The organism is Sphingomonas faeni, from assembly GCF_040407565.1.
Taxonomy (GTDB): domain Bacteria; phylum Pseudomonadota; class Alphaproteobacteria; order Sphingomonadales; family Sphingomonadaceae; genus Sphingomonas; species Sphingomonas faeni_F.
In genome coordinates this window covers 120,391-134,656 of record NZ_JAPZPR010000006.1, presented here as the reverse complement: position 1 = coordinate 134,656, position 14,266 = coordinate 120,391, and the positions used below count along the sequence as shown (strand labels likewise).

The window sequence follows — 14,266 nt, the reverse complement described above, 5'->3', positions numbered from 1 at the left end:
TCACTGGATCTTGGCTTTGAACTGGACGGTGTGGATCGAGGTGGCGGCGACCTGGCCGAGCGCGACGGCGATCGCGGCGCCGTCGAAGCGGCCGGCATCGCCGTCGTCGGCATCGGTCAGCGGCGCGCCATCGAGCGTGAGGCTGCCGGCCACGAAACTGGTGCCTTGCGGGATCGGATCGACGATGCGCGCGCCGCCGACGGCATCGGTGAAGCGCGCTTCGAGCGTGTAGGTGATGACCGCATCGCGCACCGCGTTCTGCGATCCGTCGGCGGCGCGCACCGACTGGCTCTTGATCAGCGCCGGGCCGGCAAGCGCGGTGGTGAGCGGGACGGTGACGCTGGCCAGCGCGCCGGTCGGGCCGACGACCGCATCGCCGCCGCCGTCGCCCAGGCCGGGATAGGCGTCGCCGGTGGCGCCGGACCCGGTGATCGATCGCGCGGTCAGCGTCAGCACGGCGTCGGCGGTGGCGCCCGGACTGGACGCGACGACGATCGCAAGCAGCTTGATCGACTGGCCGGGCGCGAGCGATGGCGTCCTGCCGTCGACCGGGGCAAGATCCTTCGCCGGATCATAAAGCCCGTCGCCGTCCGCATCGATCACCAGCGCCTGCACCACGAACGGACCCGGCGAGAGGGTAGCCGCCAGCGCGAAAGCCTCGTCGCCATTGTCGAGATTGGTCAGTGTGAAGGGAATCGCCGTCGGCTGCGGCGTGACGACGATCGCGCCGCGCCCATCGCGCACCAGCGCCACGTCGAGCCGCTCGGCGACGATGATCGTCACCGTATTCGAGGCCGTCGACCGGCTCTCGCCATCGACATCGTAGCGCAGCCCCGCGGTGTTGACGATCGGCGTGCCCGCCCGCGTCTGCGCAAGTGCGGGTTGCGGCAGGAGGACAGCCAGGACGGCACCGGCGATGCCGACCGGAGCTGCGCGAAACACGGCCATGTCCGACAAGGCCGCAAACGCATGCCGATACGGCGCGCTCTTTACTGCAAACCTTGAATACGGCCGAATCAACATATGCCCCCAATCCTTCGATGGGGCCCAAAATGTCCGATGTGGCTTAATCAAATACTACAAAATCAAAACGAGCATATGTCATGATGTTTTGATGATTAATAAAATCAGATCCGGTTCGCGGACGAATTCATGGATTTATCGGTCACAGTGGCGTTTTATTGCATTATGGCTCGACTATTCTACTGGGGCGTCCGTTTCGGTTTTATGCGATCGACCGGAAAGAGAGGCCGGGCAGGCCGACGTGCGCAAAGGCTCGCCGACACTCGGGGTCGTGCGTCGGCGGCGCGCAGGGACACTGGCGGAGGATGCCGGGATTTCCGGTCACGCGACGGTTCAGACCAGTCTGCCGGCCGTGAATGCGCGAAGTAGTGCCGGGTTACTGGCGGACGAGCGCGCGCAGATAGGCTTTCATGGCCTGATCGCCGCTATGGCTGAGCGATATCTCGACGCGGCGCCGATCGGTCGGGTCGATGACGCGATCGATCAGTTTCAGCTTGTGGAGATGCTCGATCCAGCGCTGCGACGTGGTGACCGGCGCATCGGACATGCTGACCAGTGCCTTGATGTTCATCGGCAGCCGATCGTCGCGCGAGGCGAACAGCGCGAGCAGCATATCCCAGGCGGGTTCGTGGAACAGTTCGCCGGGCAGGAACTGGCGACGCATCCGCCGCTGGATCAGGACGGACCTGGCATGATCGACCAGCGCGGCTTCACTCGGTTCGTCGCCGGGAATGACGGGTTCGACCGCCTGTGCGGCACGCCCGTTAAACTCCTCGGCCACTGCGGACAGCTTGGCGGTCAGATCCTTGATCAGTTCGACTACGGACTCGTTTTTCACCAAAGGCTCCCCTTGCCCCCATTGATATTCCGCCGACCGGCCGAGCTTGCGTGCCCGCGACGTGATGTCGCTATCGCACGGTCCGCCCGATCGCGCGGTTTCGTCGCCGGACCTGCTATTCGCCATGTCCCAGCGCATTGTCCGCTTCTTTGCTGCAAATTCAACCATATCCTTTGAAAATAAGTGTCTTTTCGGTTGATCGATCCGCACAAAGTCTATCTTTCCGGTGACGATCATGATCGATGTTATGGGACGATTGGTTCATTATGGTTTTACCTGTCCCAATATGATGCTTTTCACTGGACATACTCTATCGGATAGTTGTGGCGGTGCAAACCGGAGCCGCACTATTGCGCGATCCACTCCGTCGCGTATCGCAACCCTGAGCCCGCTACCGCGAGTCGTCCGATTCACAGGCGTCTGGTCCTTGTCCTGCTGGAGATTGCCTGCCGCGCGCGACACGATCGTCCGGTTCGGCGTATCGGTTCGGCGTATCGGTTAGCGGTTTCTCGCTGCTGGACATGCGGATTATTGGGGTCGGCGACGTCTATTATCGCCGACCGTGCGTTAATCGGTTGAACCGCGTGCCATTCCGCACGGACGAAAGGATCTCGTGCCCGCTTCGATGCCTGCTTCTCAGCCCGTTTTTCTGAACGCCGTCGGCACTGCCGTGCCCGATCACGACATCCACGACGCCTTCATAGCGTGGGCGCGCGCGCGGACCGATGCGCGCGCGACCAAGGTGTTCGACCGGATGGCGTCGCGGTCGGGCATCGCGCATCGCTGGTCGGTGCTGCCGCCGACCGCCGACGGGGGCTCGCCGGTCGACGCCGCGGGCTTCTATGCCGCCGAACCGCATCCCGGCACCGCCGCGCGGATGACGCTGTACGCCGAGCACGCGCCCGATCTCGCGATCCGCGCGATCGAAGCCTTGCGGACGGAAATCGCGGTCGAGGGGATCACGCATCTGGTGGTGGCGAGTTGCACGGGCTTCGTCGCGCCCGGCATCGACCAGATCATCGCACGCCGGCTTGGGCTCTCGCCGAGCGTCGAGCGGCTGCTGATCGGCTTCATGGGATGCTACGCGGCGGTCGTCGCGTTGCGCAGCGCACGCCACATCGTCCGCTCGGAGCCACACGCACGCGTCCTCGTCGTGACGGTCGAGCTCTCGACGTTGCACCTCCAGCCGGCCACCGATATCGAGCCGTTGCTGGCGATGCTCCAGTTCGGCGACGGCGCCGCTGCCGCACTGGTCACCGCGGACGCGACCGGGTTCGAGCTCGGCACGCCGTTCGCCGCCGCGCTGCCCGATACCGAAATGCTGATCCGCTGGGACGTCACCGATGCCGGGTTCGCGATGCATCTGTCGGGCGAAGTCCCCGCGCGGATCGCGACCGCGCTGGCGGATACCGCATTCCGGACGATCGTCAGCGACGGCCAGCCCCCCGAGACGATCGACGGCTGGGCGGTCCATGCCGGCGGACGCTCGATCCTCGACGCGGTCGAGCATGCGATGCAACTGAAACCCGAGGCGCTCGACGCGTCGCGGCAGGTGCTGGCGGAGAACGGCAACATGTCGTCGGCGACGCTGATGTTCGTGTTCGAGCGCCTGCTAGCGGGGCCTAAAATCGGGCGAGGCGTCGCGCTGGCGTTCGGGCCGGGGCTTGCAGCGGAGGGCTTCGGATTCCGGAGCGCGGCATGAGCCTCGCCGTGCGCTCCCAGGCCGAAGAGCTGATGGACGCCGACGATCTCGACTCGGCGACGTACGCGGACGTGGTCGGCGATCTTGCGACGGTCAACACCGTGACGATGGCGCGGCGGCCGACACTCGATTTCCTGGACCGGGCGATCAAGGGGCGGAAGCGCGTCCGGTTACTCGACGTGGGTTTCGGCGACGGCGACATGCTGCGGCGGATCGCGCGCTGGGCCGAGGCCAAAGGCATCGAGGCGGAGCTGGTCGGGGTCGACCTCAACCCGCGCAGCGAACAGGCGGCGCGGGCGCATGGCGGGGCCAGCGGCGGGGCGAGCAGCGGGGCGATCCGCTACGTCACCGGCGACTATGCCGACCTTGCGCATGAGCCGTGGGACGTGATCGTCAGCAGCCTCGTCGCGCATCACATGACTCACGACCAGCTCGTCGCGTTCCTGCGCTTCATGGAGGCCCATGCCAGCGCCGGGTGGTTCGTCAACGACCTCCACCGCCACGGCTTCGCGCATTGGGGGTTCCCGATTCTTGCAACGGTCGCGCGCTGGCACCGGATCGTGCGGCACGACGGCACGCTGTCGATCGCGCGCAGCTATCGCCCCGACGAATGGCCGCCGATCCTCGCCGAGGCGGGGATATCCCAGGCGACCGTGAGCCGCGTCTTTCCGTTCCGGTTATGCGTCGAACGCCTGCGCTGATCGTCGGCGGCGGGCTCGCCGGGTCCGCGACCGCGATTCAGCTCGCGCGCGCGGGGCGACCGCATCTGCTCGTCGAGCGATCGCGGGATACGGGTGATGCGATCTGCGGCGGGTTCCTGAGCTGGCGGACGCTGGAGACGCTCGCCGGGCTCGGGATCGATGCCGATGCGCTCAACCCGGCGCGGGTAACGCGCGCGCGGATTTACGCCGGTACGCGGCGCGCGGAGGCGGCGCTGCCGCATCCCGCGGTGTCGGTGACGCGCCGGCGGCTCGATACGGTGCTGCTGGCCGAAGCCGAGCGGCTTGGCACGCCGGTCGAACGCGGCGTCAGCGTGCGCGAGATCGACGGCACGACGGTTCGCACCGCGGATGGCGCGACCTTCGCCCCCGACGCGCTGTTCCTCGCCAGCGGCAAGCACGACGTTCGCGGGATGGCACGCCCCGAGGCGGCGCGCGGCGACGATCCGACGCTCGGGCTCCGCGTGAGGATCGCCCCGTCGTCCGCGCTGCGCCGGTCGCTCGACGGGGGCATCGAGCTGCATCTGTTCGATCGCGGCTATGCCGGGCTGGCGATGCAGGAGGATGGCACCGCGAACCTGTGCCTCGCGGTGCATCGCTCCCGCCTCCAGGCGGCCGGATCGCCCGCAGAGTTGCTGGCGGCGCTGGGCCGCGAAATGCCGGCGCTCGGCGAATGGGTCGCGCTGATCGATGGCACCGCGACGATCGATGCGATCGCCAACGTCCCCTATGGCTGGCGACAACGCGAAGGCGCGGACGCGCTGTTCCGGCTCGGCGATCAGGCCGGTGTCATACCGTCGCTCGCGGGCGAGGGCATGGGCATCGCGCTCGCCAGCGGAGTCGCCGCGGCCAATGCCTATGTCGAAGGCGGGACGAACGCCGCCGCCCATTGGCAGGAGGATTTCGCGCGTCGCCTCGCGCGCCCGATCGGCATCGCCGGCATCGTCCGCCAGGTCGCCGAGAACAGCCGCGCGGCATGGCTGCTCCCGTTGCTGCGCCCCGCCTTGATCCAGGTGATCGCGAGTGCGACAAGGATAGGCCACATCTAGACTCCGGTCGTCCGCCATCTTGCAATCCGTCCCGCCAGCACGAGATTCGAACCATGGACCAGCTGAATCTTTCCGAAGCCGAATGGCGCCAGCGCCTCACCCCCGAGCAATATCACGTGCTGCGCGAGGCGGGCACCGAACGCGCGTTCGCCGGGGTGCTCAACGACAACAAGGCCGATGGCATCTATCGGTGCGCGGCGTGCAGCAACGAACTGTTCGACAGCGCGGACAAATATGATTCCGGTTCGGGCTGGCCGAGCTTCACGCAGCCGATCGGCCCCGACGCGGTCACCGATCACGCCGATCGCAGCCACGGCATGACGCGCATTGAAACGCGGTGCGCACGCTGCGACAGCCATATGGGGCATGTTTTCCCCGATGGTCCGCCGCCGACCGGGCAGCGGTATTGCATGAATTCGCTGTCGCTCGAATTCCGACCGCGCAAAGCGAACGCCGCGGCCTGATCGCGCTTGTAGGGTAGGGACGGAACGCGTAATTCTTCGCGCCACATGGCCCGTACGCGTTCTGCTTCACCGTCCCGTCGGCCCCCGTCTGCCCCGGCGTCTCGCTGGCGTCGCCGGTTGGTCGTCTCCCTGCAGATTTGCATCGGGATCGGCGTGCTCGCGCTCGGTGCGCTCGCGATCGCGGTGTATGTTGCGATGTCGCAGCTGCCGAGCTTCGACAGCCTGAAATCGTCGCCCAATGGCCAGATGATCCGCGTGCATGCCGCGGACGGCACCGTGATCGTCTCGATGGGGCCGAGCTTCGGCGAGTGGCTGCCATACAACCAGATCCCGCAGGTAATGCGCGACGCGACCGTGTCGGTCGAGGATCGCCGCTTCCGCTCGCATATCGGCATCGATCCGATCGGCGTCGCGCGCTCGGTGAAGGTGCGATTCGACCGCGGCCACTGGACGCAAGGCGGGTCGACGATCACCCAGCAGCTCGCGCGTACGGTGTTCCTCAACAACCAGAAGAAGTTCGGCCGCAAATTCCGCGAGGGCATCCTGGCGTTCGCGCTTGAGTGGAAGTTCAGCAAGGACCAAATCCTCGAGCTCTATCTGAACAAGGTCTATTACGGCGGCGGCGCGTATGGAATCGACGCGGCGAGCCGGAAGTTCTTCGGCCACGGCGCGGATCATTTGAGCCTTGCCGAGGCGGCGGTCATCGCCGGACTCGTCAAGGCACCGTCCAACTATTCGCCCACCGCGGACGCCGAAGCCGCCGTCGGGCGTGCAGGCGTGGTGCTGGAGACGATGCGCGAGACCGGCGCGATCACGGCGGAACAGTCCGCCGACGCGGACGTGTCGGGGCTGAAGCTCGCGCCCGAGCCCAAGCAGAACAGCGTGCGGTATTTCACCGACTGGGCGCTGCCGCAGCTCGATACGCTGATCGACGAGACGACCGAACCGCTCGAAGTCTGGACGACGCTCGACCTGACGATGCAGCGCCAGGCGGACGATGCGATCCGCGCGAACGTGCCTTCCGGAGCGCAGGGCGCACTGGTCGCGCTCGATCGCGGCGGCGAAGTGCGCGCGATGGTCGGCGGCAAGGATTACGTCTCGTCGATCTACAACCGCGCGACGCAGGCGGTCCGCCAGCCGGGCTCGTCGTTCAAGCTGTTCGTGTACCTCGCGGCGCTGGAGGCGGGGCACAAGCCCGAGGATTCGATCGTCGACGAACCCGTCACGATCCAGGGCTGGAGCCCGCGCAACGATTCGCGGCGCAATTCCGGCGCGGTCTCGTTGCGGACTGCGTTCGCCTATTCGCTCAACACCGTCGCCGCGAAACTCGGCCAGGAGGTCGGCTTCAACACGGTGGCGGACATGGCACGGCGGTTCGGCATCACCACGCCGGTCAACGTGCATCCGTCGATGGTGCTGGGCACGTCCGAGGTCCGCGTGATCGACATGACGCGCGCGTTCGCGTCGGTCGCCAACAAGGGCGTCGCGGTGACGCCGTACGGGATCACGCGGGTCACGGCCAATGGCCAGACGATCTACACGCACGAGGTCGACCGCAGCCACGTGCTGGTCGCGCCCTATGTCGCCGCCGAGATGACCGACCTGCTGCAGACCGCGGTGAACACCGGTACCGGCCGCGCCGCGCAGATCGGTCGTCCGGTCGCGGGCAAGACCGGCACGACCACTGCGTCGAAGGATGGCTGGTTCCTCGGCTTCTCGAGCGGCATCACCACCGGCGTGTGGATGGGCCGCGACGATGCCAAGCCGATCGCCGGGCTGCACGGCGGCACCGCGCCGGCCAAGGCGTGGGCGGCGTTCATGAAACCCGCCACCGCAAGCCGCCCGATCGAGCAGTTCGATACGCAGGTGACGTTGCCCGAATGGCAGCTCGAGCCTGACGAAGAGAGCTATTTCGGCCAGCCCGACAATGGCCAGATGATGGTCGACGAGAACGGCAATCCGATCGAGCAGGGCGCACCGCCGGTACCGACCGATGCGCAGACCGGCGACACGATCCCGCGGCCGGATGCGGACCAGCCGGATGCGACGCAGGCCGCTCCGGCTGCACCGCCGCAGCAGATGAATCAGGACTGGATCAACCGGGTCACCGGGCGGGATCAGCCTCGGGACCAGCCGGCCGGACGGCAGCCGCTAACGCGCGACGTGCCACGCGATCGGGTCCAGACCGACCGCTATCAGAGCGATCGCAACCAGGATGGCCGTTATCAGGATGGCCGCTACGAGGATGGGCGCCCGAACCAGTGAAGTTCCGCCCCGTGCGTGCGTAGCCACGCGCGCGCCGGAGTAGGGTCCTCACCGTACAGCTGCTCGACCAGCGCGTGGAAGACCGGCGCGTGGTTCATGTGGACTCGGTGTGCGACCTCGTGCGCGACAGTGGCGCGGCGGACCCAGCTCGGCGCAAGGATCAGCCGCCAGCTGTAGCGGATGATGCCGCTGGACGCGCAGCTGCCCCAGCGGCCTTTCGCGTCGCCGACCGCGACCTGCGCCACGCTCACCTTCGCCTTGGCGGCATATTCCGCGGTTTCGGCTTCGAGCACGGCGAGCGCGGTGCGTTTCAGCCACGCCTCGACGCGGCGCGCGATGGTTTCGGGCGGACCGGACAGCGACAGGACCGATCCTTCGCGGAGCACGGTCCGGCGGCTGCCGGGAGCCCAGTCGATCGTCAGCGGCTCGTCGGCGACCGTCAGGACGGCGCCGGGGACGAACGGGCGGGGCTGGGGAAGCAGCGCGCGCTGTTCGGCGATCCAGCCGGCCTTGTCCTCCGCCCAGGCCAGCGCCTGCTTGAGGGCCGCTCGCTTGGGGAGGACGAGGCGCGCCCTGCCACTCGCAGGATCGATCGTCAGACGCGCGCGCCGCGCGCGCGGATGACGGACGATCTCCAGACCCTCAATCATCGGGCGATCACCGGGCGATCACCGGATCAGAGCTCGCGCTCGATCACGTGGTATTCGAGGTCGCCCGCCTCGTCCTCGCTGATCGTCCAGCCGCGCACCGATTGCTTGGCACGGTGGACCGCCTCGCGGTCGCCGCAGACGAGGTAATGCCATTCGGGCAATTGCTCGCCGGCCGCGCGCAGGCGGTACGCGCAGGTCGAGGGCAGCCAGTCGATCCCGCGGACGTTGCCGGTCGTGAGCCGCACGCATTCGGGAACATAGGCGTGGCGGTGGCGGTAATCGGAGCATTGCCCGCTGCGGCGGTCGAGCAGCCGGCACGAGACGTTGGTCGGCACGAGCTCGCCCGTATCCTCGTCCTCGAGCTTGTGAATGCAGCATTTGCCGCAGCCATCGCACAAGGCTTCCCACTGGCCGCGATCGAGCTGGTCGATCGGCGTATCTTCCCAGAAGCGCGCGCTCATCGCACCCAGCGCTTGATTTCCGTCACCACCGCGTCGGGCCCTTGTTCCTGTGGCAGCAAGGCGATCGGCTTGCCGTCCGGGCTCATCAGATAGGCCTGGCGCGAATGGTTTACGAGGTAGCCGCCACCGGGGGAGGCGTCGCCCTTGCTGGAATAGACGGCGTACTCGGTCTTGATCCTGGCGATCTGCGCGTCGGTGCCGGTGAGACCGACCATGCGCGGGTGGAACGCCGAGACGAACTGCTTGAGCACGGCGGGGGTATCGCGCGCCGGGTCGACGGTCACGAAGACGGGGACGATCTTCGCGGCCAGCGCGGGGTCGCTCGTCTCGAGTTTCTTCACCGCGGCGCCGATCGCCTGGACATCCGTCGGACATACATCGGGACAGAAGGTATAGCCGAAATACATGATGCGGTATTTGCCGGCAAAATTACGCTCGGTGACGGTCTGCCCGTTCTGATCGGTCAGCGTGAAGGCGCCGCCGATCCGGGCCCCCTCGAGCGGCGGTCTTGCGGGGGGCTGGGAGGTGTCGCACGACGCCAGGGCGAGTGCACCGAAGAGGATGAAACGGATGTTCATGATGCCGCCAGCCTTGATCTGTTAGCGACTGCGGCGCAAGCGTCGCCCCTGTCCAGGACGAACCAAGGAAGCCTCTCGATGCGTATTCGCCTGATCCTCGCCGCTACCCTCCTGACGCCCGCGCTGGCGTGCGTCTCGGCGCCCGCGTTCGCGCAAGGACAGTCGGAGGGGTACAAGTTCCTCTCCGCGGTGCGCGATGCCAAGAACAACGACGTGCTCGAGATGCTTGGAAGGCCCGGGAGCAACATCATCAATACGCGCGACGTGACGACCGGGGAGGGCGCGCTCCACATCGTTATCAAGCGCGGCGACGAAGTGTATCTCCGCTTCCTGCTGCAGAAAGGGGCCGATGCGAACCTGCGCGACGGCAAGGGCAACACGCCGCTGCTGCTGGCGGTGACGCTGGGGCAGGCCGGCATGATCTCGATCCTGACTGCGGCGGGGGCGAACCCGAACCTGGGCAATTCGGCGGGGGAGACCCCGCTGATCCGCGCCGTGCAGCGACGCGACGTGGTGATGATCCGGACGCTGCTGACCGAAGGCGCGGATCCCGACCAGGCGGATATCATGGCGGGCATGTCGGCACGCGATTACGCCAAGCAGGACGGGCGCAATCCGGTGGTGACGAAGATGCTGGCCGATGCGCCGAAGAAGGTGAAGAAGGCGGTGTCGGGTCCGAAGTTCTGATCGTCTTTGATCCTCCCCCGCCAGGGGGAGGTGGCACCGAAGGTGACGGAGGGGGAGGGCACGGAACAGCGGTTACCCGTACCGCCCCTTCCGTCTGGCAAGTGCCAGCCACCCCCCCCTGGCGGGGGAGGATTCCGTTTCAAAATGCCAACCCGTCCGCGTCGGGGTCCATCTGCGCGATCAACCGCCGCGCCGCGCGCCGGGCGAACGCCAGCGTACACCGCTTGCGGACGTGCGCGGGGAGGGGGGTGGTATGCGCCTCGCGCACGATCGCCGCGTCGTAGCGGTCGGCGATGATGATCCCGGTGCGCTCGGGCAGGAACGCAGGACCGTGCAGCGGCCCGACGTCGAACCCCGCCGGAACCGCCCAGAAATAGCGATCGCAATGGCCGAGATAATCGGGCCATTTACCGTCGCCGAGCAGGTCGGCACGCGACACCTTGATCTCGACGATGACGATCTGGCCGCGTGCGTCGACCGCCATCAGGTCGGCGCGACGACCGCCGTCGAGCGGAACTTCGGTCATCGCGGTGAGGTCGTGACGGAGCAACATGCGGATCACGCCGCGCGCCACGTCGGCGGCGCACAGCATTGCATCCGGGGGCGATCCGGGTTTGTCGATGCAGGAGTCCGGTGGCATGTCGAGCATGGCGCAGAAATAGAACAATCCGCGAACGAGGCAAGCTCATTCACGGATCGTGGTCGTGGTATCAGGGGAGTTCTGGTCCGTCGCTGTCGCCGTCGCCGTCCCCAACCCCATCATCGTTCGTGCTGAGCGAAGTCGAAGCACCTGCCCTTGGGGCATACCCTTCGACTTCGCTCTGGGCGAACGGGGGAGGGAAGAAGGGAAAGGGATAAGGTTTGGCTTGGAACCGCCGCTCAGGCTCAGCGGTAGAAGACGTGGTTGCCGATCGAGGCGACCTTGATCGCGCGGACGCTGGGGCGGCGATCGGGAGTGTTGAAATACAGCGCCTTCTGGGCAGGGCTGTTCCACGCATCGGCGAGCGCGACCTTGGCGACCGCGATCGCGGTGCGGTAGGCGGTGCCGGCGTTGATCGTGGGGATCTGGCCACCACGGACGAAGCTGAACTGGCCGCGCTGCTTGACGACGGCGCAGACGTCGGCGGGGAAACGACCCGACTTGGCGCGGTTGATGATGACTTCGGCGACTGCGAGTTGGCCGGTCAGCGGCTCGCCCTTCGACTCAAAATAGATCGCGCCGGCAAGGCACTGGAGCGCGTCGTCGGCGGCGGCGCCATCCTGCGCGGCAACGGCCTGGGCGAGCGTGTCGAATTCTTCGGCTTCTGCAACGGCAGGGCTAACTGCGGCAGCGTTCTCGGCGTTCGTCTCGACAGGTGCGACGGTCGTGGCAACTGGAGCGATCTGCGGAACATTCTGCGGGGAGAGGGCGTTTAGATTGGCGAGAGCGGTGAGATTGACCGCTGGCTTGTCGATCCCGGTGGCATGGCCGGGTGCGCTGTTGCCGAGCAGGCCGGCGAGAGAGAACGTCATGGCTGCGATCGTCGCGGCCCGCTGCAAAATCGTCATTCAAACTTATTCAGGTGCGGTTGGACCGTGGAAGCGATCGTACAAGCCGATCGTCCAGGCATCCCCCCGACTGCGTAACCGATCCGGATCGCACCCGTACCAGCACAACGCCAATCAATGTTGCAATCCCCCTCCATTGGGGGGGCTTTCGAGTCAATCGTTCAGGATCGTTTCAGCGGCGAACCGTTCCGCCGCTGCGATGTCCACCTCGACGACCCACAAATCGGGGTCGCGCGCGCGCCGCCGTCGCCAATAGCCGTCAAGGTCTTCGGCCGGAGTCGAATCGATCAATGTCGTCCGTCCGTCCGGCCCGATTCCGCGCTCCAGCAGGCGCGGCGGGGCATTCTTGTCGACCGCAATGACCAAGATTGCGCCGCCTTGCGCGTCACCCTTCGCCATCACCGCGCCGAAGCCGCCGGCGTCATTGACGCGGCGCAGCAGCGCACTGACGAGCATCGCGCTGGGCAGCCGATTGCTCATGCTGCGCTGCGGTATCCGGGCAGGCCGGCAAGCGCGATCCGCGAGCGCATGAACGTGCCCGTGCCGCGCGCCGCCTCTTCACCGTCCGCGTCGATCAGTCTCGCGTCGGCGACGAAGACGCGCCGCTTGCCGCTGATCCAGCGGCCTTCGGCGATCACCGGGCCGACCTTCAGCGGACGGGTGAGCAGCAGGTTGAACGCGGTCGTCAGCAGGAAGCGGTCGGTGACGAGGCTGTTCGACGCATAGAACGCGGCATCGTCGAGCATCTTGAAATAGCTCGTGCCGTGCGCCGCGCCGCCGGCGTGATAGTGGCGCTCGTCGATCGTGAAATGGATGCGGGCGACGCCGGCCTCGGGAATTTCGAGCGACGAGTCGAAGAGGCGGTTGATCGGCGCCTGCGCGTACAGCGACTCCAGTGCGCGGAAATGCGCGTCTGCGCCGGCTGTGTTTGGGGTGTCAGACATTTGTTTCGCTCGCGGCCAGCCCACGACCATCATCCTGACGAAAGTCAGGATTCAGAGTCATGAAGGGCTGTCCTTTGGTACCCTGGGTCCTGACTTTTGTCAGGATGACGGGGGAGGGGACGGCCTCACGCGGCATCGCGCACCTCGTCGGCGGTAAACAGCGCGTAAAGCGCGTCGGGCGAACCGGCGCCACGCAGTTTATCGAGGAATGCCCGGTCGCGGAGCCGCCGCGAGACGCGGGCAAGCGCCTTCAAATGGACCGCACCGGCGTCGGTGGGGGACAGCAGCATGAAGACGAGATCGACGGGGAGATCGTCGACCGCCTGGAAATCGACCGCTTGTGCAAGCCGCACGAAGACACCGGTTACCTGCGCAAGTCCTTCGAGCTTGGCGTGCGGGATCGCGACGCCGCCGCCGAACCCGGTCGAGCCGAGCTTCTCGCGCGCAGCCAGCCGATCGGCGATCAGCCTGGGATCCGCATCGACGATCTCGGCGGCGATGGCTGCGATGTGTTGAAACGCCGCCTTCTTGTTGGTGGCGATCACGCCCGTCTGCACTGCGTCGGGACGCAGCAAATCGCTGAAATCGGTCATGGTCTTCATGTGTCTCGAGACGCCCCCGCGCGCGTCCGCCTTAGCGGGTTGCGCGGGGGCGTAAAGGCGCGGCCGTCAGACGCGCGCCTTTATGGACCTTTCTTACTGGGGAGGCGAGGCCGCGCCCATCGACGCGGCGCGCTGTGGCTCGACCCACCCGATCGTGCCGTCGCCGCGCTTGTACACCATGTTGTGCGCGCCGGTGCCCGCATTCTTGAACAGCAGCGCGGCGGTGTTGCGCAGATCGAGCATCATCACCGCATCCGAGACGCTCGCCTCGGGGATATCGACGCGCGTTTCGGCGATGATCAGCGGTGCATCCGCGACATCGTCTTCCTCGATGCTTTCCTGGAACAGCGTGTAGCCGGCATTGTCGTAGCCATTGCTCTCAGCGATCGCGACCGCTTCGCCAGCGTGGCGATCCTTCAGGCGGCGCATGTAGCGGCGGAGCTGAGTCTCGATCTTGGCGGCGGCGGCATCGAACGCGGCGCGCGCGTCGTAGGCGTCGCCATGCCCCTTGATCACGAGGCCCTTCATCACGTGCGAGACGATGTCGCATTTGAAGCCGGCGTCGTGCGGGCCCTTGCCGAACGTGACCTCGGCCGAGATGGCGCGTGAGAAATACTTGTCGGCGATACCCTGGAGTCGGTCTTCCACGTGGCTGTTGAGTGCTTCGCCCGTGTCAACCTGATGACCAGAAATCCGGATATCCATTGTCGTCTCCTTGTCGGCGTTACAGTCTTCG

Annotated in this window: 17 protein-coding genes; 6 read left to right on the top strand and 11 right to left on the bottom strand. The window is 66.6% G+C overall.

Translation table 11 applies throughout. The features are described from left to right. Window positions 1-948 carry a hypothetical protein gene (locus O6Y00_RS13665; RefSeq protein WP_353443146.1) on the bottom strand — a complete coding sequence of 316 codons (948 nt, stop codon included), beginning with the start codon at window positions 946-948 and terminating at the stop codon, window positions 1-3. A 451-nt stretch (window positions 949-1,399) separates the two neighbouring features. After that, window positions 1,400-2,029 carry a MarR family winged helix-turn-helix transcriptional regulator gene (locus tag O6Y00_RS13660; protein ID WP_353443145.1) on the bottom strand — a complete coding sequence of 210 codons (630 nt, stop codon included), beginning with the start codon at window positions 2,027-2,029 and terminating at the stop codon, window positions 1,400-1,402. Window positions 2,030-2,486: 457 nt separating this feature from the next. Between O6Y00_RS13660 and O6Y00_RS13655 the strand changes: the two genes are divergently transcribed. Genes O6Y00_RS13655 through O6Y00_RS13635 form a run of 5 tightly spaced genes read left to right on the top strand, consistent with a single transcriptional unit; the run spans window position 2,487 to window position 8,060 of the window. After that, window positions 2,487-3,563 carry a type III polyketide synthase gene (locus O6Y00_RS13655; RefSeq protein WP_353443144.1) on the top strand — a complete coding sequence of 359 codons (1,077 nt, stop codon included), beginning with the start codon at window positions 2,487-2,489 and terminating at the stop codon, window positions 3,561-3,563. Next, complete coding sequence (locus O6Y00_RS13650; protein ID WP_353443143.1) at window positions 3,560-4,264, top strand: methyltransferase domain-containing protein; 705 nt, start codon at window positions 3,560-3,562, stop codon at window positions 4,262-4,264. Before O6Y00_RS13655 ends, O6Y00_RS13650 begins: the two co-directional genes overlap by 4 nt. Next, window positions 4,243-5,331: an NAD(P)/FAD-dependent oxidoreductase gene (locus O6Y00_RS13645; RefSeq protein ID WP_353443142.1), complete on the top strand. Its 1,089-nt coding sequence runs from the start codon at window positions 4,243-4,245 to the stop codon at window positions 5,329-5,331. Before O6Y00_RS13650 ends, O6Y00_RS13645 begins: the two co-directional genes overlap by 22 nt. A gap of 53 nt (window positions 5,332-5,384) precedes the next feature. Continuing rightward, the gene (gene msrB / locus O6Y00_RS13640; protein ID WP_353443141.1) at window positions 5,385-5,795 is read left to right on the top strand and encodes a peptide-methionine (R)-S-oxide reductase MsrB; all 411 of its coding nucleotides are present in this window, start codon (window positions 5,385-5,387) and stop codon (window positions 5,793-5,795) included. A 45-nt stretch (window positions 5,796-5,840) separates the two neighbouring features. Continuing rightward, window positions 5,841-8,060 (top strand): transglycosylase domain-containing protein, encoded by a 2,220-nt coding sequence (locus O6Y00_RS13635; RefSeq protein ID WP_353443140.1) that lies wholly within the window; start codon window positions 5,841-5,843, stop codon window positions 8,058-8,060. Here O6Y00_RS13635 and O6Y00_RS13630 read toward each other — a convergent pair. Genes O6Y00_RS13630 through O6Y00_RS13620 form a run of 3 tightly spaced genes read right to left on the bottom strand, consistent with a single transcriptional unit; the run spans window position 8,033 to window position 9,749 of the window. Next, window positions 8,033-8,710, bottom strand: a complete 678-nt coding sequence (locus O6Y00_RS13630) for a M48 family metallopeptidase (RefSeq protein WP_353443139.1) — start codon at window positions 8,708-8,710, stop codon at window positions 8,033-8,035. The two genes, O6Y00_RS13635 and O6Y00_RS13630, sit on opposite strands and share 28 nt — an antisense overlap. A 26-nt stretch (window positions 8,711-8,736) precedes the next feature. Beyond that, window positions 8,737-9,171: a YcgN family cysteine cluster protein gene (locus tag O6Y00_RS13625; protein ID WP_353443138.1), complete on the bottom strand. Its 435-nt coding sequence runs from the start codon at window positions 9,169-9,171 to the stop codon at window positions 8,737-8,739. Then, window positions 9,168-9,749: an SCO family protein gene (locus O6Y00_RS13620; RefSeq protein ID WP_353443137.1), complete on the bottom strand. Its 582-nt coding sequence runs from the start codon at window positions 9,747-9,749 to the stop codon at window positions 9,168-9,170. The genes O6Y00_RS13625 and O6Y00_RS13620 overlap by 4 nt, the downstream gene beginning before the upstream one ends. A gap of 78 nt (window positions 9,750-9,827) precedes the next feature. On the opposite strand from O6Y00_RS13620, the gene O6Y00_RS13615 reads away from it, so the two are divergent. Next, window positions 9,828-10,436 (top strand): ankyrin repeat domain-containing protein, encoded by a 609-nt coding sequence (locus O6Y00_RS13615; protein ID WP_353443136.1) that lies wholly within the window; start codon window positions 9,828-9,830, stop codon window positions 10,434-10,436. 139 nt (window positions 10,437-10,575) lie between these two features. On the opposite strand, the gene O6Y00_RS13610 is transcribed toward O6Y00_RS13615, so the two are convergent. The 6 genes from O6Y00_RS13610 to hpf form a co-directional block, all read right to left on the bottom strand. Further along, window positions 10,576-11,085: an MmcB family DNA repair protein gene (locus O6Y00_RS13610; protein ID WP_353443135.1), complete on the bottom strand. Its 510-nt coding sequence runs from the start codon at window positions 11,083-11,085 to the stop codon at window positions 10,576-10,578. A gap of 236 nt (window positions 11,086-11,321) precedes the next feature. Beyond that, window positions 11,322-11,984, bottom strand: a complete 663-nt coding sequence (locus tag O6Y00_RS13605; protein ID WP_353443134.1) for a cell wall hydrolase — start codon at window positions 11,982-11,984, stop codon at window positions 11,322-11,324. A gap of 153 nt (window positions 11,985-12,137) precedes the next feature. Continuing rightward, on the bottom strand, window positions 12,138-12,464 hold the full coding sequence (locus O6Y00_RS13600) for a DUF1491 family protein (RefSeq protein ID WP_353443133.1): 327 nt from the start codon (window positions 12,462-12,464) through the stop codon (window positions 12,138-12,140). Then, window positions 12,461-12,928, bottom strand: coding sequence for a PaaI family thioesterase (locus O6Y00_RS13595; RefSeq protein ID WP_353443132.1), 468 nt, complete (start codon window positions 12,926-12,928; stop codon window positions 12,461-12,463). The genes O6Y00_RS13600 and O6Y00_RS13595 overlap by 4 nt, the downstream gene beginning before the upstream one ends. A gap of 125 nt (window positions 12,929-13,053) precedes the next feature. Beyond that, a complete protein-coding gene (locus O6Y00_RS13590; protein WP_353443131.1) occupies window positions 13,054-13,521 on the bottom strand; it encodes a PTS sugar transporter subunit IIA in 468 nt (155 codons plus the stop codon). A gap of 102 nt (window positions 13,522-13,623) precedes the next feature. Further along, entirely contained in the window at window positions 13,624-14,235 is a 612-nt protein-coding gene (hpf, locus tag O6Y00_RS13585; RefSeq protein ID WP_353443130.1) for a ribosome hibernation-promoting factor, HPF/YfiA family, read from the bottom strand. Between the last annotated feature and the right edge of the window lie 31 nt (window positions 14,236-14,266).

Coding starts and splice junctions, on each gene's coding strand:
- O6Y00_RS13660 (WP_353443145.1), bottom strand. CDS start 2,029: ATGGTTGAATTTGCAGCAAAGAAGCGGACAATGCGCTGGGACATGGCG.
- O6Y00_RS13635 (WP_353443140.1), top strand. CDS start 5,841: ATGGCCCGTACGCGTTCTGCTTCACCGTCCCGTCGGCCCCCGTCTGCC.
- O6Y00_RS13625 (WP_353443138.1), bottom strand. CDS start 9,171: ATGAGCGCGCGCTTCTGGGAAGATACGCCGATCGACCAGCTCGATCGC.
- hpf (WP_353443130.1), bottom strand. CDS start 14,235: ATGGATATCCGGATTTCTGGTCATCAGGTTGACACGGGCGAAGCACTC.
- O6Y00_RS13665 (WP_353443146.1), bottom strand. CDS start 948: ATGGCCGTGTTTCGCGCAGCTCCGGTCGGCATCGCCGGTGCCGTCCTG.
- O6Y00_RS13590 (WP_353443131.1), bottom strand. CDS start 13,521: ATGACCGATTTCAGCGATTTGCTGCGTCCCGACGCAGTGCAGACGGGC.
- O6Y00_RS13620 (WP_353443137.1), bottom strand. CDS start 9,749: ATGAACATCCGTTTCATCCTCTTCGGTGCACTCGCCCTGGCGTCGTGC.
- O6Y00_RS13615 (WP_353443136.1), top strand. CDS start 9,828: ATGCGTATTCGCCTGATCCTCGCCGCTACCCTCCTGACGCCCGCGCTG.
- msrB (WP_353443141.1), top strand. CDS start 5,385: ATGGACCAGCTGAATCTTTCCGAAGCCGAATGGCGCCAGCGCCTCACC.
- O6Y00_RS13655 (WP_353443144.1), top strand. CDS start 2,487: ATGCCTGCTTCTCAGCCCGTTTTTCTGAACGCCGTCGGCACTGCCGTG.
- O6Y00_RS13600 (WP_353443133.1), bottom strand. CDS start 12,464: ATGAGCAATCGGCTGCCCAGCGCGATGCTCGTCAGTGCGCTGCTGCGC.
- O6Y00_RS13630 (WP_353443139.1), bottom strand. CDS start 8,710: ATGATTGAGGGTCTGGAGATCGTCCGTCATCCGCGCGCGCGGCGCGCG.
- O6Y00_RS13650 (WP_353443143.1), top strand. CDS start 3,560: ATGAGCCTCGCCGTGCGCTCCCAGGCCGAAGAGCTGATGGACGCCGAC.
- O6Y00_RS13645 (WP_353443142.1), top strand. CDS start 4,243: ATGCGTCGAACGCCTGCGCTGATCGTCGGCGGCGGGCTCGCCGGGTCC.
- O6Y00_RS13605 (WP_353443134.1), bottom strand. CDS start 11,984: ATGACGATTTTGCAGCGGGCCGCGACGATCGCAGCCATGACGTTCTCT.
- O6Y00_RS13610 (WP_353443135.1), bottom strand. CDS start 11,085: ATGCTCGACATGCCACCGGACTCCTGCATCGACAAACCCGGATCGCCC.
- O6Y00_RS13595 (WP_353443132.1), bottom strand. CDS start 12,928: ATGTCTGACACCCCAAACACAGCCGGCGCAGACGCGCATTTCCGCGCA.